Raw genomic sequence first — 22,117 nt, 5'->3', positions numbered from 1 at the left:
CTGGCAGCGGTAGGCGGGGCAGTTGGCAGGGCGGCGGGCGAGGAGGAAGAGCCGGCGTTAAGGAGGGCGGGAGCGAACGGCCGGGAGGGCGAAAGCGAACGGCCGGGAGGGCAGGAGCGTACGGCGAAGAGGGCGGGAGCGAGCGGCGAGAGTGGGGCTGGGAGGTAACACGAGCGAAACGGAGGGTTCTTCGCGAAGGGGGTGCCGTGTTGGGATTGAGACGTGCGCCACAACCGCGACGGGGCGACCCTGGAGGCGGCGGCGCGCTACCGAGCTAGTTCGACAGCCCGACGTAACGGATAGACGGCTTTGCCTAGAAAGGAAGCGACCGCATGCTCAACCTCTCCATTCTTCTGGAGGACAGCGCCCGCAACTACCCGGAGCGTGTGGCGGTCGTGCTGGGCGATCAGCGGCTCACCTATGCCCAGGTCGACGCGGCGGCCGGTCAGGTCGCCAACATGCTGGTCGCGCGGGGCATCCGGCCCGGTGACAAGGTTGCGCTGTCGTGCCCCAACCTGCCGTTCTTCCCGGTCGTCTACTACGGCATTCTGAAGGCCGGCGCGGTCGTGGTGCCGCTGAACGTGCTGCTCAAGGGTCGTGAGGTGGCCTACCACCTGCAGGACTCGGAGGCGCGGGCCTACTTCTGCTTCCAGGGCACGGCCGAGCTCCCGATGGGCGCCGAGGGCTTCACCGGGTTCGGTCAGGCCGACGACTGTGAGCACTTCTTCCTGATTACGGCCGACCCGGCGGCGCCGTCGCCGATCGAGGGCGCGGAGACGCTCGGAGCCGCGCTGGCCGGGCAGTCGCCGGTGTTCGAGACCGTGCTGGCCCGGGAGACCGATCCGGCGGTCATCCTCTACACGAGCGGCACGACCGGGCAGGCCAAGGGCGCCGAGTTGTCGCATTCCAACCTGCTGATGAACGCCCTCACCTGCAACCGGCTCTTCGCGTCCGTGCCCGGGACCGACACCCATCTGCTGGTGCTGCCGCTGTTCCACTCGTTCGGCTCGACGGTCAACATGAACGCAGGGTTCGCTACCGCGGCGACCCTGGTGCTGCTTCCCCGATTCGACGCGGCGGCCGCGGTCCGGCTGCTTCAGAGCGAGAACGTGACGTTCTTCGCCGGGGTTCCGACGATGTATTGGGGGCTGCTCAACGCGCTGACCGACGAGGTCGACGTAGAGCGGATCGCCCGGAACATGCGGGTGGCTGTGTGCGGCGGTTCGAGTCTTCCGGTCGAGATCATCAAGGAGGTCCGGGAGCGGTTCGGGGTCACGATCCTCGAGGGGTACGGCCTGTCGGAGACTTCGCCGGTCGCGACGTTCAGCAGGCCGAACAGCGACCCGCGGCCGGGTTCGATCGGCGTGCCGATCTGGGGGGTCGAGGTGAAGCTGATCGACCCGGAGTGGAACACGGTCGAGGCGGTCGACGAGATCGGGGAGATCGCGATCCGGGGCCACAACATCATGCGCGGCTACTACAACCGGCCGGAGGCGACCGCCGAGGTCATGCGGGACGGCTGGTTCCGCAGCGGCGACCTCGGCAAGCGCGACAAGGACGGCTATTACTACATCGTCGACCGGGCGAAGGACATGATCATTCGCGGTGGTTTCAACGTCTATCCGCGCGAGATCGAGGAGGTTCTGATGACGCACGATGCGGTGTCGCTGGCCGCGGTCATCGGGGTCCCGCACCCGACGCACGGCGAGGAGGTCAAGGCGTTCGTGATCCTCCGGGACGGCGCCGCGGCCACCGAGGAGGAGCTGGTCGCCTGGGGCAAGGAGCAGATGGCCGCGTACAAGTATCCGCGGATGGTCGCGATCGTCGAGACGCTCCCGATGACCGCCACCGGCAAGCTGCTCAAACGCGCGCTCAGCTGACCCGCCCACCGCAGGTCGGCCGACCGGCCGGGATCGGGTATGCGGGAGCGCGGCCGTGTGCCGCCTCCGTAGACTCGTTCGGTCACGGGGGTCCACGGTGATGATCGGTTGCACCGGTGCCGCACAGTGGAGTCGGATACCAGACGGTAACGAGCAGAAGTGACACCGCCCAGGTGGCGGCGGCACGGGGGCCGACGGAGGAAGCTTGAGCACTGGGTTGGTGGCCCGGCCCGCGCCGGGCACCCGGGACGCGATGGGGCCGGCGAGCGGGACACCGGCGGCCGTGACGGGCAGCCGGCGGGGACCGCTGCGGCGAGTGGCCGGGCTGCGGCATACGTCGCCCGGACGCCTTCAGCTGGTGCTGTCGGCGTTGCTGGTGCTGGGGGTGCTGGTCGCGCTGGTGGCGGGACTGACCGCGCGCTCGGCCCGGGCCGGCACCGACGATCTCGGCAGCCGGGCGCAGCCCCTGCTCGTCGAGGCGGAGACGATCTATTCCGCGCTCGCCGACGCCGACACGACGGCCGCGCAGGCGTTCCTGGCCGGCGGGCTCGAGCCGGTGCCGCTGACCCGGCGCTACGAGGACGACCTGTCCCGGGCGACCACGGCGCTGACCGCGGCGGCCCGGCTCACCCCGGACGGCAGCAAGTCGGCCCAGGCCGTGGCGGCGCTTTCCACCGGGGTCGCGCAATATTCGGCCCTGGTCGCGACCGCCCGCGCCGACAACCGGCAGGGCCTTCCGGTCGGTTCGTCCTATCTTTCGGCGGCGTCGCAGCTCAACCGCGACACGCTGCTCAAACAGGCCGAGGCGCTGTTCGGCATCGGGCAGAGCGAGGTCAGCAACGGATATGGCAACGCGCGCAGCGTCTGGTGGGTCACGCTGTTCACGTTCCTGGTCGTGCTGCTGCTGGCCGGTCTGCTTCTCGCGCAGCGCTATCTGAGCCGGGCCACGCACCGCACCTTCAACATGCCGCTGCTCGCGGCCACCGGGCTGACCGTCCTGCTCGCGTTCGGCGCGGCCGGGGTGCTGATCAGCCAGAACGTGCACCTGCACCGGGCCGGTGAGCAGGGCTCGACCCCGGCCGCCGAGCTCGCCGAGGCGCGCATCCTGGCGCTGCGGGAGCGTGGCGACGAGGCGCTGGAGCTGGCCGCTCACGGCAGCGGCAGCCTCTACGAGACCGACTTCGTGGGCGCCCAGAAGGAGCTGACGGCGGCGCATGGCCCGCTGGCCAGCGATTATCTGGCCAACGAGGCGGTCATCGCGCATCAGACATACCTCAATCAGCACAAGCAGGTCCGCCAGCTGGACGACGGGGGCGACTACGACGGGGCGGTGACGGTCGCGATCGGGCCGGAGACCACGAAGGCGTTCGACACCGTTACGACCGACATCGGGAAGGCGCTCGACCAGCGTAAGGCGGCGTTCACCGACGAGATCGACAGTGCGGGCAACGGGCTCGGCCTGCTGACCGTGCTCGGCCCGCTGGTCGCGCTGGCCGTCTGCGCGCTCGTCTTCGTCGGCATCCGCTCCCGGCTGGAGGAATACCGCTGATGCCCGCACACGAAAGACGCGAACCGACCCGGAAAACGCCGAGGACGCCGGAACCAGCACGAGAAACGCGAGGACCGGCCCCGGCGGCGGGAGAAACGCGAGGACCGGCCCCGGCGGCGGGAGAAACGCGAGGACCGGCCCCAGCAGCGCCGGAAACGCGAGGGCCGGCCCCGGCAGCACACGAAACGCGCGCGCAGGGAAACGCACAAGGAAAGCGGCCAGCGCACGAGCCGGCGGCGGGATGGGATGTCGCCGCGGCCACGGTTGTCGAGCAAAGCTTGGATCGGGGAGGAAGGCTCATGCGTACCCGTGCCGCCCTGGCCGCCGCGGCCAGCGTGACCCTGGTGATGCTCGGTTTCGGGCTGGCCGGCTGTTCCGGTGACTCCTCTCCCCTGCCGCCCAAGGCCGGCGGGCCCTCCGCCTCCGCCCCGGTCGACGCGGGGGCGCCGGGGGCCGTCGACACCTCGTGCAACCCGCGGGCCAGCCTGCGGCCGAGCGGTGCCCTGCCGGCGCCCGGTCAGATGCCGGCCGGCAGCACGATGGCCGTGATCCAGAAGCGGGGGCGGCTGATTCTCGGCACCAGTCAGGACACGCTGCTGTTCAGCTCGCGCAACCCGTTCTCGGGCAAGGTCGAGGGGTTCGACGTCGACATGGCGCGCCAGATCGCGCAGGCGATTTTCGGGGACCCCGACAAGATCCAGATCAAGGTCATCGGGTACGACAAGCGGGTGAGTTCCGTGGTCGACGGGTCGGTCGACATCGTCGCCGACACGATGACCGCCAACTGTGCCCGCTGGAAGGACGTCGACTTTTCGACGATCTACTACAACGCCGGCCAGAAGGTGCTGGTCAACAGCACCTCGGACGCGAAGAGCATCGATGACCTGGGCGGCAAGAAGGTCTGCGCGGCGTCGGGGTCGACGTCGTACGACAATATTGCCAAGGTGCCGACCAAGCCGATCGCGGTGGCGAAGCCGGCGTTCGGTGACTGCCTGGTCGCATTCCAGCAGAACCAGGTCGACGCGATCTCGACCGACGACACGATCCTGGCCGGGATGGCGGCCCAGGACCCGTACGCGAAGGTGATCGGCCCGCGCTTCACCGACGAGCCGTACGGCATGGCCACGTCGAAGAAGACGCCCGACTTCACCCGCTTCGTCAACGCCGTGCTGGAGAAGAACAAGCAGAACGGCACCTGGGCCGCGACCTACAAACGGTGGCTGGGCGCGTTCGGGGCGCCGCCGAAGCCGCCGAAGGCCGAGTATCAATGACCGCTCCCGAAGTCGTTCCGGCGGACGCCGAGCTGCTCCGGCTGGAGACGGCTGTGACGGCGATCGCGGCCAACCTGGTCGACCTCGACGACAACCCGCACCGCAAGGAGCTCGACAAGACCCGGCTGGCCGGCCGCACCGCGAGCGCGTGGGCCGACGCGACCGACGCGCTGACCGAGCTGTGGGACGGCTACCGCATGCTGACCGAGCTGATCGCCAAGGCCCGCGGCCTTCGCGACCAGCGCCGGTTCAACCACCGGGAGCGGGCCGAGTTCATCCACCTGGTGCTCGGCAAGTCGGTCACGTTGTCGACCACGACCGTGCCGCTGGCTCAGCGTGGGCTGCTCGGCACCGGCCAGGTCAGCACGGTCTGTTCCCCGGCCGAGCTGCTCAGTGCCATGGAGATCGCGTTCGCGACCGCCGCGACCGTGGTCACCCGGGCCGGTGACGTCTGGCAGAAGCTGCTGCCGGATGCCGCCGACACCGCGGCCGAGCTCGACAACGTGCGCCGGCTGGCCCGGGAGGCGGGCGGCGGCACGGCCATGCTCGACGAGGCCGACCGGCGGCTCGGGGCGTTCACGGCGACGCTCGCGACCGATCCGCTCGGCGCCGACGCGACTGCGCTCACCGGCGTACGGGATCTGATCGCCCGGGCCGACGCCGAGCGCACCTCGGCCGCCGACCTGAGGCAGGCGCTGCAGCGCCGCCTGGCCGACGCGCACACCTTGGCCACCGATGTCGCCGCGGCCCGCCGGGCCGCCGAGGCGGCGCGGCAGAACGCGGAAGGCCGCTTCGACGAGCGGGAGATCGCGACCGTACGGGAGGTCGCTCTCCTCCCCGATCTCGCGGCTCTCGACGCGCTGGCCGCCGCCGGTCAGTGGGCTCTGATCAGCCCGCGGCTCTCGGACTGGACCCGGCGGGCCCGCGAGCAGCTGGCCGCGCTGAACAGTGCGGCCGCCCGTAACGCCTCCTTGTTGACCGGCCGCAACGAGATGCGCGGCCGGCTCGACGCCTACCGGGCGAAGGCGCTCAGCCGCGGCCTCGGCGAGGACGCGACGCTGACGCCGCTGGCCGACGCCGCCCGCGACCTGCTTTACACCGCACCCTGCGACCTCGGCGCGGCCCGCCGCGCCGTCGACGCCTATCAGGAAGCCCTCACCGCCACGATCGCGAGGAACAACCGATGAGATGCGAACGTGACTGCCCCGGGACCATCGAGGACGGCTACTGCGACACCTGCGGCCTCGCCCCTCTGAACAAACCGGCGAATAAAGCGACCGCCCCCAAAACAAATACGGCGAGCACGGCCTCCGCTCGGACGGGCGCGCTCTCCACGCGTACGTCCGGAAGCGGGCGCACCGGCAGCTCCCGGACCGGTTCCCGCCGCCGCCGTTTCGGCGGCGGTCTCGTCGATGTCGCGCCGATCGTGCAGGCCGACCCGGCGACCGCCGTCATGGCGAAGGCCGAGGTGCCGGAGGACAAGCGGTACTGCGCGAAGTGCGGGCAGCCGGTCGGGCGCTCGCGTGGCGACCGGCCCGGCCGCACCTCCGGCTTCTGCCCGCACTGCGGTGAGCAGTTCAACTTCAGCCCGAAGCTGACCAAGGGTGAGCTGATCGGCGGGCAGTACGAGGTGGTCGGCGCCCTTGCCCACGGTGGTCTGGGCTGGATCTATCTGGCGATCGACAAGAACGTCTCCGACCGCTGGGTGGTGCTGAAGGGCCTGCTGAACTCCGGTGACGAGGACGCGCTGGCCGCCGCGGTGGCCGAGCGGCGGTTCCTGGCCGAGGTCGAGCACCCGAACATCGTCAAGATCTACAACTTCGTCGAGCACGACGGCGCCGGCTACATCGTCATGGAATATGTCGGCGGCGAGTCGCTCAAGGGCATCCTCAAGGACCGGCGGACCGCGAACGGCGGCAATCCCGATCCGCTGCCGGTCGATCAGGCGCTGGCCTACATCCTGGAGATCATGCCGGCGTTCGGCTACCTGCACGACCGTGGCCTGATCTTCTGCGACTTCAAGCCCGACAACGTGATCCAGTCCGGCGATCAGATGAGGTTGATCGACCTCGGCGGTGTGGTGCGGTTCGACGACATGGACGCCGCGATCTACGGCACGGTCGGCTATCAGGCGCCGGAGATGGCGACGCTCGGCCCGTCGATCGCCTCCGACCTGTTCACGATCGGCCGCACGCTGGCCGTGATGACCACCGACTTCCGCGGCTACCAGAGCACGTTCAAGGAGTCGCTGCCGGACCGGAGCGAGTTCGAGGTCTACCGCCGGAACGAGTCGTTCTACCGGCTGCTGGTGCGGGCCACCCGCCCCGACCCGGCCGAGCGGTTCGTCGACGCGGCCGAGATGAGCGACCAGATGCTCGGCGTGCTGCGGCAGGTGCTGGCGAGCGGCGGCGAGGCCCACCCGGCACCGTCGAGGCTGTTCACCGGCGAGATGCGCACCGACCTGAAGGCGGACGGGCCGCGCTGGCAGGACCTGCCGACGCCGCTGATCGACCTGACCGACCCGGCGGCCGCGTTCCTCGCCTCGGTGACCGTCACCGACCCGTCCGAGGTGCTGCAGCTGCTCAAGAACGCGCCGGTCGACACCGTCGAGGTGCGGCTGCGGGCGCTGCGGGCCGAGATCGACCTGGCCGTGCGGCACCAGTTCTTCGACGACGCCCGCAAGGCCCGCGACGCGCTGTTCACCACCGACGGCGCGGACTGGCGGCTGGCCTGGTACGACGGGTTGCTCGCGCTGGCCACGGGCGATTGGGCGTACGCCCGCCAGCGGTTCGACGCCGTCTACGCGGCGCTGCCCGGCGAGTTGGCCCCGCAGCTGGCGCTCGGCCTGACCTTGGAGCTGGCCGGCGACCCGGGCGCGGCCGCCTACTACGACACGGTCAGCCGCACCGATCCGGCGTACACGACCGCGGCGGCCGGGCTGGCCCGCTGCCGCCTGCGCTCCGGTGACCGCAGCGGAGCGGTCGAGGCCTACAACCGGGTGCCCGGCACGTCGTCGGCCTACCGCACGTCGCAGGTCGGGGCGGTGCGGGCGCTGGTGCAGCCGCACCCGTCGGCCGCCGCCGACGTGACCTCGCTGGCCGCGGCGGCGGCGCTGATCGAGCGGCTGGAGGTCGAGGCGGCCCAGCTGGCGGCGCTGCGGGCGGAACTGCTCGAACAGGCATTGCAAACGCTGCTGGGCGGGGCCACACTGCCGGGCACGGTTCTCGGCGCGGCGCGTAACGGCCAGGCCGGGGAGCGCGACGTACGGTTCGCGTTGGAGGATGCGTACCGCGAGATGGCCCGGGCGGCACACGGGCCCGACAAGATCCGCCTGGTCGACCTGGCCAACGCCGCCCGCCCCCGCACCCGGACCTGAGAAGCAGCGAGGCACCATGACCACCACCGATTGCGCCTCCTGCGCCGATGAGAGGGCCGCCGGCGCGGCCTTCTGCGAAGCATGCGGCAACAAACTCAACGAGCCGGAGGCCCGGCTGGCCGACGCCCCGGTTTCCCCGTCGGACGACCCGAAGTCCTGCCCGCATTGCGGCACGGCCGGCTCGGTCGGCGCCGACGGCTACTGCGAGAACTGCGGCATGCTGGCCGCCCGCCCGCGCGACCACATCGAGGTCGACCTGGGCCCGGCCGCGGCCGCGGTGACGGATCGCGGCCAGCGGCATCACCGCAACGAGGACGCGATGTGGCTGACCGGCCGGCCGGGTCACCTCGACGCGGTCGTCAGCGACGGCGTCTCGGCCTCGTTCGACCCCGATGTCGCCTCGCAGACGGCGGCCGACACGGCCGGCGCCGCCCTGTCCGGCCCCGGCGAGCCGGCCGCCCCGGAGCAACACGCCGAGCTCCTTTCGACCGCGATCCGTTCGGCCGGCGAGGCGGTCGCCGAACTCGCCCGCAACGGCGACCCGCGCCGGGCCGTCTCCAACCCGGCCTGCACGATCGTCGCCGCGACCGTCCGCGACCAGTTCGTCGACGTCGGCTGGGTCGGCGACAGCCGCGCCTACTGGCTGCCCGCCGAGGGGCCGGCCGAGCCGCTCACCGAGGACGATTCGTGGGCGACCCACGCGATCGCGCTCGGCGCCGACCCCGAGATGGCGATGCGCGACCCCAAGGCGCACGCGATCACCGCCTGGCTGGGCGCCGACGCCGGGCCGGTGCGGCCGCGCACCGCCGGCTTCACCGTGACCGCGCCCGGCCATTTGGTGCTCTGCAGCGACGGCCTGTGGAACTACCTGCCCGATCCCGCGCGCTTCGCGGACACGGTCCGCGACGCGCTCGACGGCAAGAGCCTCCTCGACGCCGCCCGGCAGCTGGCCGATTTCGCCAACGCGGCCGGCGGCGCCGACAACATCACCGTCATCCTGATCCCCGTAGCCCCCGAAGTCCCCGCAGTCCCGTAGCCCCCGTCGACACGGAGTACAAGGAGTAGGGATGTCGTACACCGCCGAGGCCTTCCAGAACGAGTTCCTCGCCCTGGGCGCGACCGAGGTCAACGCGATCGTCACGGTCACCTCGTCCGGCGCCGAGGGCGGCCGCCGAACGTCCGGCGCCACCGAAATCATCATCGTCGACGCGTCCGGTTCGATGCAGGCCGAGGGTCGCATCGCCGCCGCCCGCCAGGCCGCCAAGACCGCCGTCGAGTCCATCGACGACGGTGTCCACTTCGCGATCATCGCCGGTGTCAGCACCGCCCAGCAGCTGTTCCCGGCCCCGGGCCAGCTCGCGGTCTCGTCGCCGGAGACCCGGGCCGAGGCGGTCCGGTCGATCGACCGGCTGCAGGCCAGCGGCGGTACGGCGATCGGTGCCTGGCTGCTGCTCGCCGCCCAGCTGTTCAGCCAGCGGCCGGGCGACATCGCGCACGCGATCCTGCTCACCGACGGCGAGAACGGCGAACGCCAGGGCTACCTGGAGAGTGTGCTCGACTCGATCGGCGGCCGGTTCGTCGTCGACTCGCGCGGCGTCGGCACCAACTGGAAGGTCTCCGAGATCCGCAAGATCGCCGAGGCGATGCTCGGCACGGTCGACATCGTCGCCCGGCCGGCCGACCTGGCGGCGTCCTTCCAGGAGATGATGACCAAGGCGATGGGCAAGACCAGCGGAGACGTGCAGCTCAAGGTCTGGACGCCGGTCAATTCGACCGTACGCTTCGTCAAGCAGGTCGAGCCCGAGGTGATGGACCTGACCGGCAAGCGGGTGGCCGACGGGGCGCGGGCCGGCCGCTACCCGATCGGTTCCTGGGGTTCGGAGAGCCGCGACTACCACGTCTGCATCGACGTGACCTCGGGCGCGGCCGGCGACGAGATGCTGGCCGCCCGGGTGTCGGTGGTCGAGGGCGACGACGTGCTGGCCCAGACGCTGGTGCGCGCGGTCTGGACCGAGGACACCGCACTGTCCACCCGCATCAACCGGCAGGTCGCCCACTACACCGGGCAGGCCGAGCTGGCCGACGCGATCCAGGCCGGCATCGAGGCGCGCAAGGCGGGCGACGACCGGACGGCGACGATCAAGTTCGGCCGGGCGGCCCAGCTGGCCCACGAGACCGGCAACAAGCAGACCGAGGAGCTGCTGGCCACGGTGGTCGACATCGAGGACGCGGCGACCGGCACCGTGCGGCTGCGGCGCAAGGTCGAGGCGGCCGACGAGATGGCGCTCGACACCCGCTCGACCAAGACGGTCCGGGTGGGACGGACGAACCAGTGACCACCTACACCTGCCCGAAGGGCCACGAGTCGTCCGAGGCCGACTTCTGCGACGAGTGCGGGGCGAAGATCGGCGGGACCGGAGTCACCCCGGTCCCGTCGGCACCGACCTCAGGGCCATCCTCAGGGCCGGTCGCGGCGCCGGTCGCGGCCCCGGCCGGCGGCCAACCCTGCCCCAACTGCGGCACCCCGCGGGCCGGGTCGAGCCGGTTCTGCGAGGACTGCGGCTTCGACCACACCACCGGAAAGGTGCCCACCCTCACCGTTCCGGTTCCGGCTTCCCCGGGTACGGGTGGGGGCACGCCCGCCGGCAGCTGGACCGCGACCATCCGCGCCGACCGGAAATACTTCGAGGACAACGCGATCGAGGGCGTCGAGTTCCCGGCCGACCCGGGCGAGCGACGGGTGACCCTGCCGTCCCCGCAGGCGCGGATCGGCCGGCGCAGCGCGTCGAAGGGCACCAACCCGGAGATCGACCTGGCCGACACCGATCCCGGCACCTCGCACAGCCACGCCCTGCTGACCCTGAGCGTGGACGGCACGTGGCTGGTGTCGGACCTCGGCTCGACCAACGGCACCTACGTCAACGACGAGCAGAGCCCGCTGACCGCCGGCCAGACCCGCGCGCTGAAGGACGGCGACGAGGTGCACGTCGGCGCCTGGACGACGATCACCCTGCACGCCCCGGCATCGTGAACGGGCTTCATCCGACCGTTATGAACTTCGTCTGAACAAAATCGGTGGAGGCGGCATCGCACTGAAGGACAAACGCGATACCGAAGGGGTTACCCGCCATGCGCCGTACCGTCCGGCTCGGATCTGTCCTTCTGCCCGTCGCCCTGGTGGCCGCCGGCTGCACGTCGAACGTGCCGCGCGCCGGCGGCCCCGGCGGCCCGGTCACGCCGCCTCCGTCCACCGTGTCAAGTGCTTCGAACGGGCCGGTTGTTGCGAGCACGCCGCCCGCATCGCCGTCGACGTCGCTCTCCCCCTCGGCGCCCAGGCCCCACGGTTCGACCACGAAGGCCACCCCGACGATCCTCGGCCACACCGGGTTCGGGGCGCTCAAGCTCGGCATGAGCAGCAAGCAGGCCCTGGCGACCGGGCTGATCGCGCCGTGGACGGGCCGGGAGGGCGCGGAATGTGCCCTGCGATCGCACCTCAAGGCCGCGCACGGTGAAGGCGCGGGCGACGATGGCATCGTGATGCTCTCCGGCAACCTCGGGGTCGAGATCATCGACGCCTATCCGGGGGTCAGCACGCCGGAGGGCATCCACATCGGAAGCACCAGGGCGCAGATGCTCAAGGCGTATCCGGACTGGCGGCCCGTCGCCGAACAGGACCCGAACGCCGACGGGCGCGGTCTGCCGAAGGTGCCCGGAAACAGCGGCGCGGTCTACCGGATCGTGACGTACAAGGGCAAGGTCGTCCAGCTGACGCTTCAGCTCGTACACCAGGACTGCTACGAGTGACCGGGAGTTCGTCGACGCTTCAGCGGGGAACGAGAACTGCTACGACTGAACGGTGCCCAGGATCCGGTCGGTCAGGTCGGGACCGGTGTCCTGCTTGACCTGCACGTAGGCGTCGCCCAGCCGCACCTCGCTGTACGAGATCGAGGTGCCCGCGCAGCCCGTCCAGCGGGTCACCGAGCCCGATCGGCCGCCGATGTCGACCGGACGGTCGGGCTCGCGCGCGCACCGGACGTGCACGGGCAGCGTCGCGGCGGCCAGATTCGTGGTCGTTCCGGCGAAGACGCGCGGCCCCCGCGCGTACTCGTCGAAAGCGTGCGCCGGATCGGCCATGACCGTCAGTCCCGGTGCGTGGCCGGCCGGAAGGCCGACCGCCGCCCGGTCCCAGCCCTGATCGCGCAGCTCGGCCGCCCACCCGCGAGGCACCGCGAGCGAGACCGCGCCGGTCGAGTCGGCCACCCGCACCCAGCCGGCGGCCGGCTGATCGAACGGAACCGAACCGGTCAGCAGCGGCAGGCCGGCCAGCGCGACCAGCCCGGCCGAGAGATGCCGGCGCCGCGGGGCCGGTGAGGCCGCCTCGTCGAGCGCCTCGGCCAGCGCGGCGGCGGTCGGGAAACGACGGTCGCGCCGCGGTGCCAGCGCCCGCAGGACGACCCGGTCGACCTGCCGGGCCACGCCCGGCCGCACCCTCGAAGGGGCCACCGCCGGGCCGTCCGGGGTGCGGGCCGTCAACATCTGGTACGCCAGTGCGCCGATCGCGTGCACGTCGGCGCGCACGTCGAGACCGCCCCCGGGCCGCAACTGCTCGGGCGCCATGTAGCCCGGCGTGCCGGCGACGACGGTGAAGCCCGACGCGTACGCGATCGCCTTGGCCAGCCCCAGATCGGCGACCAGCACCCGCTCGACGCCGCGGACCGTTCCGAACAGGACGTTCGACGGCTTGAGGTCACGATGCAGGACACCCGCGTCGTGCAGGTCGCCGGCCGCCCGGGCGATGTCGGCGGCCGTGCGCAGCGCCTCGCGTACGCTCATCGGCCCGGCGGCGAGCCGATCGGCGAGAGTGCCGCCGTCGGCGTAGGTCATGACCTGATAGGGCCGGCCGTCCGGCAGCTCACCGTAGTCATGGACGCGCACCAGCCGCTCCGAGTCGGCGCGGCGCAGTATCTGCGCCTCCTGCTCGAAACGGGCCCGCACGTCGGCGTGATGGGCCCAGTTCTCGGCCAGCACCTTGATCGCCACCGGCGCTTCCAGGGCGTCGTCGCTCGCCAGCCACACGGTCGCGAACGCCCCCGCACCCAGGCGACGCTCGACGCGGTAGCGCCCGATGCTCAGCACCCGCCTATTGTGGCCGGGTAACACAATGCCGGGCATGGAGCTCTTGGCCCGTGAGGCCGCCGCGGGGGATGCGGCTGCACTGAATTCACTGCTCGGCACGATCCGGCCGCAGGTGCTGCGGCGATGTGCGCGGGCACTGCCCTGCTATCAGGACGCCGAAGAGGCCTGCCAGGACGCGTTGCTGCAGGTGGCGCTCAACATCCGGCGGTTCGAGGGCCGGTCGCTCTTCTCGACCTGGCTGTACGTCGTGGTCGCGAACAGCCTCCGGCAGACCTACCGCCGCCTGAAACGGCGTTCGATGGAGGTGGCCGGCGATCCGCTGCCGTCGGAGCTGGCCGACCCGCGCACGACGAGCGTGATCGCGGGCTCGCGCATCGACTTCCTGGACGCCCTCGACCGGCTGGAGGAGCGGCGGCCCGAGCTGGTCGGGGCGCTGGTGCTCCGGGACGTGTGCCAGCTCGACTACGCGGAGATCGCGGCCCATCTCGGGGTGCCCGAGGGCACCGTCAAGTCGCGGATCCACCAGGCCCGGCAGGATCTCCGGGGCTATCTGGCACTGGTCGGGTGAAGTAGGTCGCGGGCCTTGTTCGCGGCCTCCTTGCGGATCGTGGTGATCCGGCGGGCGTCGGCGGTCTCGGGCTCCTGCGGGGGCCACGGCCGGCGCCCGTCCAGTCGACGAGGACCGGGCCGTCCTCGGTGAAGATCGCGTTGATCCTCGTGCAAGGTCAGTGGGGTGTGGTCGAACGGGCGCTCGGCGGGAAAGTTACTGCGTCGAACGCGCGCATGGCGTTGACCTCAGGCGGGAGATCAGCGCGGCGGCCGGTCCCTCGTCGGCGAGCCGCTGGCGTACCGGGTGGGCGGCGGCCAGGGTCGGCTCGATCGATGGCCGGAGGTCGTCGAAGTAGACGCGCCGGCTCAGATCGAGCAACGCGGCCACGTCGGCGCGCAGCGCCCCGGGGTCGCGCAGAAGGTCGTCAGCGAGCCCGGGGTGCGGGGCTCGGGAGCCGGGACGCGGCCCGGCGCGGCGGCCTACCGGGGATCGTGCAGAAGGCGGCCGAAGTCGAGGCCGTGGTAGCCGCTGACCTGGGTGTGTTCGGTCAGCAGGTGCAGGCTCGCGAGAGCGGTCGGCGGGTCCGGCCCCAGGATTGCCGCGGCACCGGCGATGCCGGGCGGTCAGCCGAGGGCGGCCCGGAGGAAGTCGAGCTGCGGGGTCAGCATGTCGGTGTCGGGCGGCATGTGGCTGGCGCCCGGCAGCGGCAGCACGGTGTGCGGACGGCCCGCCGCGAAGAGGGCCGCCGACAGGCGCATCGTGTGGACCGGGTAGACGTTGTCGTCGAGGAGGCCGTGGATCAGCATCAGGGGGCGGGTCAGCTTGGGCGCGTCGTCGATCAGCGAGGAGCGCTGGTAGGGGCCCAGGTCGATGCGCGGGTCGCCCAGGAAGCGTTCCTGCCAGTGGGTGTCGTAGAGCAGGTGGTCGGTGACCGGGGCGCCCGCGACCGCGGCGTGGAAGACGTCCGGGCGGCGGAGCACGGCCAGCGCGGCCAGGTAGCCGCCCGCCGACCAGCCGCGGATGCCGACCCGGCCCAGGTCGATCTCCGGGTGGGCGGTGGCGACCGCCTGCAGCGCCTCGATCTGGTCCTCCAGCAGGGCGTCGGAGCGGTTGAGGTAGATCTCGCGTTCCCAGGCCGGGCCGCGGCCCGGAGGGCCGCGGCCGTCAGCCACGATCACGGCGAAGCCCTGGTCGGCGAACCACTGGGACGCCCAGTAGAGGTCACGGTCGGCCATCGCGCGCTGGGCGGCCGGGCCGCCGTACGGGTCCATCAGCACGGGCAGCCGCTCGCCCTGCCAGCCGGCCGGGAACAGTACGGCCGTGCGCAGCTCGCGGCGGCCGGCGTTCATCTGGGTCACCCGGGGCTCGACCGGGGACTCGGCGGCGAGGCTCTTCACAGCGCGCACCTCGTCGCCGTGGACCGAGACCGAGTGGCCGGACAGGGTCGACGAGCTGATCACCGTGAGGCCGGCCGACCGCCGGCCGGAGTGCCGCCCGGGTTCGCTGGTCAGCCGGACCGGGCCGGCGTCGGGCGACCACATCCACAGGTGTTCCTCGGTCGGCTCGCGCGAGCCGATGAACAGCACCGTGTCGCCGTCGACCCCGACCACCTCGGCGACCTGCAGGCCGCCCGGCGTGACCGGGGTGCCGTCGACGGTCAGGCGCCGGGTCTGGTCGTCGTCGACCGTCCACACCAGCGCGCCGTCGGCCAGGTGGGCCGGGACGCCGGGGACGATCTGGGTCCACGCCGGGTCGGTGACCCGGGCGATCTCGGTGGTCGCTCCGGTGGCGGCCACCACGGCGAGCACCCGCAGCTCGTGCTGGGCCCGGTCCTGCACGACCATGAACAGGCCGTGCGCGTCCCACAGGACCTCGACCAGATATTCGAACGCCTCCCGGTCCCACAGCACCTCGACCCGGCTGCCGTCGACGCCGATCACCCAGAGCGACACGTCGGCGTTGTCGGTGCCGGCCGGCGGGTAGCGGCGGGCCATCGGCGGCGCGTCGGGGCGGCTCGGATCGGCCAGATGCCAGGTCTGGACCGGCGCGTTGTCGACCCGGGCCACCGCGAGGCGGTCGCTGTCGGGCGACCACCAGTAGCCCTGGTGGCGGCCCATCGACTCGGCGGCGACGTGCTCGGGCAGGCCGTAGGTGACGTCGGCTTCGGCCGGGGCCAGCGCCCGGTCGTCGCGGCCGTCGACGCCGATGACGCGCAGCGAGCCGTCCGACACGTAGGCCACGGTCGAGCCGTCGGGGCTGATCGTGGCGGCGGTCAGGGGCGACCGAGCGGGCAGGGCCGTCACCTCGCCGGTGCCCAGGTGCAGGACGTTCAGCTTTTCCTGGACCGCGAACGCGACGCGGCGTACCTCCTCATCGGCGCTGTAATCCGCGATGCCGGAGCTCCGGTCCCGGGCCCGCTCCCGGCGGATGCGCTCCTGCGCCGAAGGCGCGGAGCCGTCGTCGCTCAGCGTGAGCGGGTCGACCAGCAGGTGTTCCTCGCCGCTGCCCACCTCGAAGCTCCAGAGCAGCCGCATCGGATCTTCGCCGCCACGGCTGCGCAGGAAGAGCACCCGGCGGCCGTCGGGGCTGATCGTGAAGCGGACCGGCCGGCCGAGCCGGAAGCCTTGGGTGCGGGAGAGCAGGCGCGGGAACGACATGCGCCCCAGTCTTGCTCAGAACCGGGAGTTGCGTGGCCCGGCGCGGCGCAGGATCTCCCGGTAGGCCGCCGGATGGACGATCGGGACCTGGTAGCGGCGGGCCTTCTCGGCGTTGCCGGTCCGCGCCTGCGGGTCGGCGGTCACCAGCAGCCGCGTCCGGCGGGTGACGGCGTTGCCGACCACCAGCCCGGCGTCGCGCGCCTCGCTCAGCCACCGGTCCCTCGACGGGGTGAGCGTGCCGGCGAAGACGACGGTGTCGCCCGCCTGGAGCCGCCAGTTGTCGCTCCGGTCGGCCGATGCCTGACTCATCGCCGTTTCCAGCGACTCGCCGGGCAGGGCCAGGAGGTCGGCGATCTCGGTCAGGTCGGGCCGGGCCGCGGTGTCCGGGTCGAGGTCGCGGCCGATCGCCGCCAGGTCGGTGAGATATCGGCGGTGCAGGACTTCGATGTCGGGCACGCCCAGGCGGCGCGCCAGGGCGCGCAGTTCGCCGTGGTCAAGGTGGGTGCGGCGGTCCAGGAGGGAGCGGTCGAGGAGTTCGAGGTACGCGTCGGCCGACGGTTCCGGGGCGCGGGGCAACCGTTCGATCAGTCGCGTCCGCAGGGTCCGTGCCTGTTCGGTCACCGTGCAGCGGATCGACATCTCCGAGGCGCCCGGCGCAAGGGCGGGCCACTGCGCGCGGGCGGCGTCGTCGATCAGCGGAAGCCAGGGCGGCGGGGTGCCGGTCGTCCGCAGATAGACCGCGAGCAGATCCGTCGCCGCCCGGGCGTCCGGCAGAGCGCCGGTGACGCGATGCGGCGAGAGCCCGGCCGCGATCCGGCACGCGTCGAGACTGCGGCCCGCGGCGGGCAGGAAATAGCGGGCGAGCTGCATCGTGCACAGTCCGTCGAGCGGCGCGGTCACGCCGAGCCGCTCGAACTCGGCGGCCAGCGCCAGCCCGCGCGCCGCCAGGTTGTGGGCCACGACGGTCCGGCCTCTGAGGAGCGCGACCAGCTGCCCGGCGAGCGAGGCGAAGTCCTCCCCCACCGGGCGGCACCACTCGTCGACCGCCCGGCCGAGCCGGTCGGCCCGCACCACCGCGACCTCGAGGACCCCGAGTCCCACCCCGGCCGTCACCAGATCGACCACCGCGTACATCCTGCCCCCACGATCTTCCGGGAGCTGACGTTAACAACCTTCCCATCCGAGAGAACTCCGGTACGCGGGGAACAACTGTCACCGCTCCGACCACTCGCGCCACCGCTCAGCCGAGCTTTTCCGGACGACACGCCGATGGTCAGACAGTTGCACCCAGTCCCGCGAGTATGCCCTGGTAGGCCGCCGGGTGAACGATCGGCATGCCGAACTGCCGGGCCTTCTCCGCCTTCCCGGACATCGGGGCGATCAGCAGGCGCGTCTTCCTGGTGACGTTGTCGCCGACCGCGAGCCCCGCGGCGGCCGCTTCCCGCCACCCGTCCTCACGCGACGTCGTCGTCGCTCCGGTGAGGACAACCAGGTCACCGGACTGGAGCCGCCCTTCTCCGGGCGCTGCCAGGACCTCGCCGGCCGCGGCCGTGGGCAGGCCGAGCAGAACGGCGACACGGCGACCAGGGCCCGGCCGAGCAGGTCGAGATAGGAGTCGCCGCGGGGCGGGCCGACCGCGGCAGCCGGTCGACGGGGCGGGTCAGGAAGTGCGGCTCCCGCTCCTCCGGCCGGCGACGGGACACGGCCGACGCGGGGCCGGCCGCGGCGGCCAGACGAGCCAGGCTTGTTCGACGGTGACGGGTCGCCGGCCACGCGCAGATGGAGGGCGAGCAGGTCGGGCCGCGGCCCGGGCGTCGTGCAACGCGGAGCGGGCCCGGCGCGGCGGCAGGCCGGCCGCGGCCTGGCCGGCCCGCAGGCTGCGCCCGGCGACCGGCAGGAAATGCCGGGCCAGCCGCATCGTGCACAGCCCCCGGTCACCGGTGAGGGACATGGTCAGGCCGAGCCGGCCGAACGCGGCAGCCAGGACCGGGGCGTCGAAGGCGCGACCACGGTCCGGCCGGCCAGGCGCGCGGCCACCTCACCGGCCAGGTCGGCGAAGGCGGGCGCCCGGACGCGGCGAAGCGGCCGGCCGGCAGCAGCCCCTCGTCGCCGGCCCAGGTGACGATCGCGCAACCGAGCAGGCCACGATAGACGTCGGCGAGGCCCGGCCGGTCGGGGTCGCCGACCCGGGGGGATGACCCAGGAGCCGATCGCGGTGCCGAACGCGTCGAGACGCCAGACGGCGGTGGCGTCCGGGCTCTCGGCGAGCACGGCGTGCCCGCGTACGCCCAGGATCGTCGCCGCGGCGACCGTGAGGTCGGCGCCCTCCGGGTTCGCGTGCGGAGGCGACCTTACAGCTCAGGGCGAGCGTCCAACTCGGACGATCCGCTGAGTGGCTCCGGCTGTTCGCCGTGGGAGGTGCGCTGGGCGGGAACGAACGGCAGCCCGACCGCGGCCGGCGGCTGGATGGCGGTCACCGTGGCGAAGCCCTCGCCCAGCAGGTCGATGTCGCTGCCCGGCGCGCGGGCCGTGCTGCGCTCGACGCCCGGCTCCACGCTGTTTTCGCCCGACGCGGAGATCACCAGCTCGACCTGGCCGAACGGGGCCAGCGTGGCCGTGCGGAGGCCGGCCACCGGCACGCGGCCGGGGACGTTCAGGTTGAGGATCGTGCCCGGTGGCGCGGCCGCCACCTGGTCGAACAGGCCGGCCGCGACGTCGGCGGCGGCCGGCCAGGGCAGCTCGTCGTCGGGCGGCTCGGACAGGTCGCCGCCCGGCCGGAGCACGTCGAGCGAGACGGCCAGGCCGCGGCGGCCGGCGTTGGCGGCGGTCAGCACCGCGCCGACCGTGCCCGAGTGCAGGATGCCGACGCCGACGTTGGCGCCCCGGTTGACGCCGGCGAGTACGACGTCGGGCGGCTCGCCGAACGCTCCGCGGGCCGCCAGCCCGACGATCGAGGCCGGGGTGGCGTCGACGGCGAACCCGGCCCCGGTGCGGCGGAACGTGGTTCCCTCGATGCGCAGCGCCGCGCTCATGCCGCTCATCTCGCGCGACGGCGCGGCCACGACCACGTCGAACCCGTGCCGGCGGGCGGCCGCGGCGAGCGCGGCCAGGCCGGGCGCGGCGATGCCGTCGTCGTTGGTGATCAGGACTCGTGTCACACGGCCACCGCCGGCGGGACGCGATCGGCGGGCATGGGCCGGCCGAAGTGGTAGCCCTGGAGCAGGTCGAACCCGGCCGCGGCCAGCATCTCGGCGGTGCGCCGGTCCTCGACGCCTTCGGCGACCAGGGTCAGGCGCAGGCCCTTGGCCATCCGGGCGACCGCGTCGACGATGGCCCGCGACGGCGGCTCGTCGATGCGCTCGAGGAACGAGCGGTCGAGCTTCAGCTCGTCCAGGGGGAGCTCGGTGAGCAGCGCCAACGGGCCGTGACCGGCCAGCTCGGGACCCCACACCTCGACGCCGGTGCGGTCCCGCTTCGCGGCGGCCATCGCCACGTCGGCGCCGGCCAGCAGGTCGCCCGGATCGTCGATCAGCACGACGAACTCGTCGCCGCCGAGACGGAAGGCCTCGAGCCCGCCCAGCGGCCCGACCGGGGCCAGGCCGTAACCGCCGTCGTCGAGCCGGACCACGACCGGGGTGGCCTGGTCGCGGTTGGGGCGGTCGAGGCAGCGGCGGGCCGCGTCGTCCCACTCGGTGGCGGCCGGGAGCACGAGTGCCGGCCGGCGCAGGACGGCGCGGGTCGGGCGCCGGTGCAGAACGGCCCCGCCGTAGCCGAGCCGTCCCGCGAAGACCGTCTCCAGATAGGGCCGGTCGAGCACGTGGAGGGTGCCGCCGTCGTCGGCGATCACGCCGAGCGAGGCGGGGTCGGCCCGGATCATCGCCTCGAGCTCCCCGACCGGCAGGTCGGCCGGAAGCACGGCAACCCGGTCGGCGAGCGCGCCCAGCTCCGGCATCCGCACCTCCCCGGGTCCCGGGCCGCAAGCCTACGACAGCCGGAGAGACGATCACGACCGCACGCACCGAGAATTCACCTGGGCACACGGGGGCCGAGGAAGATCGGGTTGGTCAGGGCCACCATCGTGTCGGGGGTGGTCGCGGTCGGCACGGCCCGGCGCACCTCGGCCCGCACATAACGCGAATTCCGCGGCGTCGTGGTCCAGGTCACCGGGCCCGCCGCCGGCAGCGGCAGGCTCACGCGTACGCCCTCGTCGGTGACCAACCGCACCTGCGCGCCCGGCTCGCCGGTGACCGTCAGCGACACCGTGACGAGGTCGGCGTCGCCCACCTCGAGCCGTTCGCCGATGCCGGCCGTGTGCCCGCGGCCGGAGGCGGTGAACGTGAGGTCGACCGCCGACGACTCGGCGATCCACGTGCGGCCGGCCCTGACCGCGTCGAGGATCGCGCCCTTCTCCAGGTCGGCGGCGTAGACCACGTTGTGCGGCAGGCCGATCACCTGGGGCTCGCTGTGCGCGTCGCTGTCGCCGACCGCGGGCAGCCAGTTCCCGCTGCGGGCGCCGGCGATGAGCAGCCCGTCCCAGTTCGCGACGACCGCCTCGTCGTCGGCGGTCCACGGGCCGTTCCAGACCTCGACCGCGTCCATCCCGGCGTAGGCGAAACGCCATCCGCAGGCAACACAGGTGGCCAGTGGATGGGCGGCGACCGCGAGACCGCCCGCCTGGTGGATGTCGTGCACGAACCGGGCCAGCGCGCCGTCGGCCGCCCGGTAGCGCCAGTCGATCCAGGTGCCGGCGGGCAGGCCGAGCGCCGTGTAGTGCCCGTTGCGGGTGGTGATCTCCTCGCCGTCGATGATCAGCAGGTCGGGCCCGGCGTACTGGCCCCACACCCCGGCCGCGCTCGACGTGTTGTGGTCGGTCGACACGATGTAGTCGAGCCCGGCCGCCCGCGCGCCGGCGGCCACCTCGGCCGGGGTGCGGCGGCCGTCCGAATGCACGGTGTGCAGGTGCATGTCGCCGCGATACCAGGCCTTTCCGCGGCCGGCGGCCCGGCGCGGCGCGTGGTCGGGCACGAACGCCGGCCCGTCCGGCCCGAACTCGAGCGTCACCGTGACGGTCCAGTTGAGTCCCGCCGGGGCGACCGTGTAGGGCCCGACGATCACGTGCCAGGTGCCGGCGCGAACCGGGCCGGGCAGGTAGCCGGGCGTGGCGTCCGAGGCGCTGATCGTGAACTCGGTGCGGAAACCGCCCGACCAGCCCCGGAACCCGCGGGCGTTCCCGAGTTCGATGCCGCTCTCGTCGAAGACGCCGATGTCGAGCGCGTTGCCCGCCTGCCCGGCCGGCGGGGCCGGCTTGTCGTAGGTGTAGGACACGGTGATCCGGTTGACCCCCGCGGGAATCCGCAGGGGGATGTAGACCCAGTCCGGGGCGCCGTAGGCGATCGTGCCGGACCGGGACTGCGTCTGCGGGGTTCCGCCGGCCGCCTTCTCGAAGTGCACCGGCTCGAGCACGACCCCCGCGGCCGCCACGGTGAGGAATTGACGTCGATCAAGTCCGCTCATCTGTCCGACCATCGACCGGTGTAGTTGCGATCGCCTGACCTTCCCATGTCGCGGGGATGGACGGAACACGATGCCATCCCCTCGCCGCGGCGACGGCCTTGCGGCCGGCGCCCCGCCGGGGCCGGCCCGCCACAGAAAAAAGGGGTCGGGGCGCGGGAGGGGGAGGCCCCGGCCAAGGGCGCCG

18 protein-coding genes are annotated in these 22,117 nt (G+C 72.7%); 10 read left to right on the top strand and 8 right to left on the bottom strand.

Annotation, left to right across the window (positions count from 1 at the left end):
* Positions 1-332: 332 nt before the first annotated feature.
* The 8 genes from AB0M88_RS02665 (at position 333) to AB0M88_RS02630 (ending at position 11,107) form a co-directional block, all read left to right on the top strand.
* Positions 333-1,880 (top strand): long-chain fatty acid--CoA ligase, encoded by a 1,548-nt coding sequence (locus AB0M88_RS02665; protein WP_364094303.1) that lies wholly within the window; start codon positions 333-335, stop codon positions 1,878-1,880.
* Between the two features lie 205 nt (positions 1,881-2,085).
* Complete coding sequence (locus AB0M88_RS02660) at positions 2,086-3,429, top strand: hypothetical protein (protein ID WP_364094302.1); 1,344 nt, start codon at positions 2,086-2,088, stop codon at positions 3,427-3,429.
* Positions 3,430-3,728: 299 nt separating this feature from the next.
* On the top strand, positions 3,729-4,700 hold the full coding sequence (locus AB0M88_RS02655; protein ID WP_364094301.1) for a glutamate ABC transporter substrate-binding protein: 972 nt from the start codon (positions 3,729-3,731) through the stop codon (positions 4,698-4,700).
* Positions 4,697-5,887, top strand: a complete 1,191-nt coding sequence (locus AB0M88_RS02650; RefSeq protein WP_364094300.1) for a hypothetical protein — start codon at positions 4,697-4,699, stop codon at positions 5,885-5,887. The genes AB0M88_RS02655 and AB0M88_RS02650 overlap by 4 nt, the downstream gene beginning before the upstream one ends.
* Positions 5,884-8,076: a tetratricopeptide repeat protein gene (locus AB0M88_RS02645; RefSeq protein ID WP_364094298.1), complete on the top strand. Its 2,193-nt coding sequence runs from the start codon at positions 5,884-5,886 to the stop codon at positions 8,074-8,076. The genes AB0M88_RS02650 and AB0M88_RS02645 overlap by 4 nt, the downstream gene beginning before the upstream one ends.
* Positions 8,077-8,092: 16 nt before the next feature.
* Positions 8,093-9,112: a PP2C family serine/threonine-protein phosphatase gene (locus AB0M88_RS02640; RefSeq protein WP_364094295.1), complete on the top strand. Its 1,020-nt coding sequence runs from the start codon at positions 8,093-8,095 to the stop codon at positions 9,110-9,112.
* A gap of 31 nt (positions 9,113-9,143) precedes the next feature.
* Positions 9,144-10,412 carry a VWA domain-containing protein gene (locus tag AB0M88_RS02635; protein WP_364094294.1) on the top strand — a complete coding sequence of 423 codons (1,269 nt, stop codon included), beginning with the start codon at positions 9,144-9,146 and terminating at the stop codon, positions 10,410-10,412.
* A complete protein-coding gene (locus AB0M88_RS02630) occupies positions 10,409-11,107 on the top strand; it encodes an FHA domain-containing protein (RefSeq protein ID WP_364094292.1) in 699 nt (232 codons plus the stop codon). Before AB0M88_RS02635 ends, AB0M88_RS02630 begins: the two co-directional genes overlap by 4 nt.
* Before the next feature lie 7 nt (positions 11,108-11,114).
* Here the strand turns inward: AB0M88_RS02630 and AB0M88_RS02625 are convergent, their stop codons facing one another.
* Positions 11,115-11,438, bottom strand: a complete 324-nt coding sequence (locus AB0M88_RS02625; RefSeq protein WP_364094290.1) for a hypothetical protein — start codon at positions 11,436-11,438, stop codon at positions 11,115-11,117.
* A gap of 46 nt (positions 11,439-11,484) precedes the next feature.
* Between AB0M88_RS02625 and AB0M88_RS02620 the strand changes: the two genes are divergently transcribed.
* Positions 11,485-11,880 (top strand): hypothetical protein, encoded by a 396-nt coding sequence (locus AB0M88_RS02620; protein ID WP_364094288.1) that lies wholly within the window; start codon positions 11,485-11,487, stop codon positions 11,878-11,880.
* A gap of 39 nt (positions 11,881-11,919) precedes the next feature.
* Here AB0M88_RS02620 and AB0M88_RS02615 read toward each other — a convergent pair whose 3' ends face one another.
* On the bottom strand, positions 11,920-13,212 hold the full coding sequence (locus AB0M88_RS02615; protein WP_364094285.1) for a serine/threonine-protein kinase: 1,293 nt from the start codon (positions 13,210-13,212) through the stop codon (positions 11,920-11,922).
* Positions 13,213-13,246: 34 nt separating this feature from the next.
* Between AB0M88_RS02615 and AB0M88_RS02610 the strand changes: the two genes are divergently transcribed.
* Entirely contained in the window at positions 13,247-13,780 is a 534-nt protein-coding gene (locus AB0M88_RS02610; protein WP_364094283.1) for an RNA polymerase sigma factor, read from the top strand.
* A 195-nt stretch (positions 13,781-13,975) separates the two neighbouring features.
* Here the strand turns inward: AB0M88_RS02610 and AB0M88_RS02605 are convergent, their stop codons facing one another.
* The 6 genes from AB0M88_RS02605 to AB0M88_RS02580 form a co-directional block, all read right to left on the bottom strand.
* Positions 13,976-14,140, bottom strand: coding sequence for a hypothetical protein (locus AB0M88_RS02605; RefSeq protein WP_364094280.1), 165 nt, complete (start codon positions 14,138-14,140; stop codon positions 13,976-13,978).
* Between the two features lie 245 nt (positions 14,141-14,385).
* Complete coding sequence (locus AB0M88_RS02600) at positions 14,386-16,419, bottom strand: prolyl oligopeptidase family serine peptidase (protein ID WP_364094277.1); 2,034 nt, start codon at positions 16,417-16,419, stop codon at positions 14,386-14,388.
* A gap of 15 nt (positions 16,420-16,434) precedes the next feature.
* Positions 16,435-17,544 (bottom strand): hypothetical protein, encoded by a 1,110-nt coding sequence (locus AB0M88_RS02595; RefSeq protein ID WP_364094274.1) that lies wholly within the window; start codon positions 17,542-17,544, stop codon positions 16,435-16,437.
* 1,226 nt (positions 17,545-18,770) lie between these two features.
* Positions 18,771-19,577 carry a 5'/3'-nucleotidase SurE gene (locus AB0M88_RS02590; protein WP_364094272.1) on the bottom strand — a complete coding sequence of 269 codons (807 nt, stop codon included), beginning with the start codon at positions 19,575-19,577 and terminating at the stop codon, positions 18,771-18,773.
* Positions 19,574-20,371 carry an EAL domain-containing protein gene (locus AB0M88_RS02585; RefSeq protein ID WP_364094270.1) on the bottom strand — a complete coding sequence of 266 codons (798 nt, stop codon included), beginning with the start codon at positions 20,369-20,371 and terminating at the stop codon, positions 19,574-19,576. The genes AB0M88_RS02590 and AB0M88_RS02585 overlap by 4 nt, the downstream gene beginning before the upstream one ends.
* Before the next feature lie 74 nt (positions 20,372-20,445).
* Positions 20,446-21,933 (bottom strand): CehA/McbA family metallohydrolase, encoded by a 1,488-nt coding sequence (locus AB0M88_RS02580; protein WP_364094268.1) that lies wholly within the window; start codon positions 21,931-21,933, stop codon positions 20,446-20,448.
* Positions 21,934-22,117 lie beyond the last annotated feature (184 nt).

This window comes from Actinoplanes sp. NPDC051411, from assembly GCF_040682075.1.
GTDB lineage: Bacteria > Actinomycetota > Actinomycetes > Mycobacteriales > Micromonosporaceae > Actinoplanes.
Note: the sequence above shows the minus strand (reverse complement) of the source record. Positions and strands in the feature narration are given on the sequence as shown.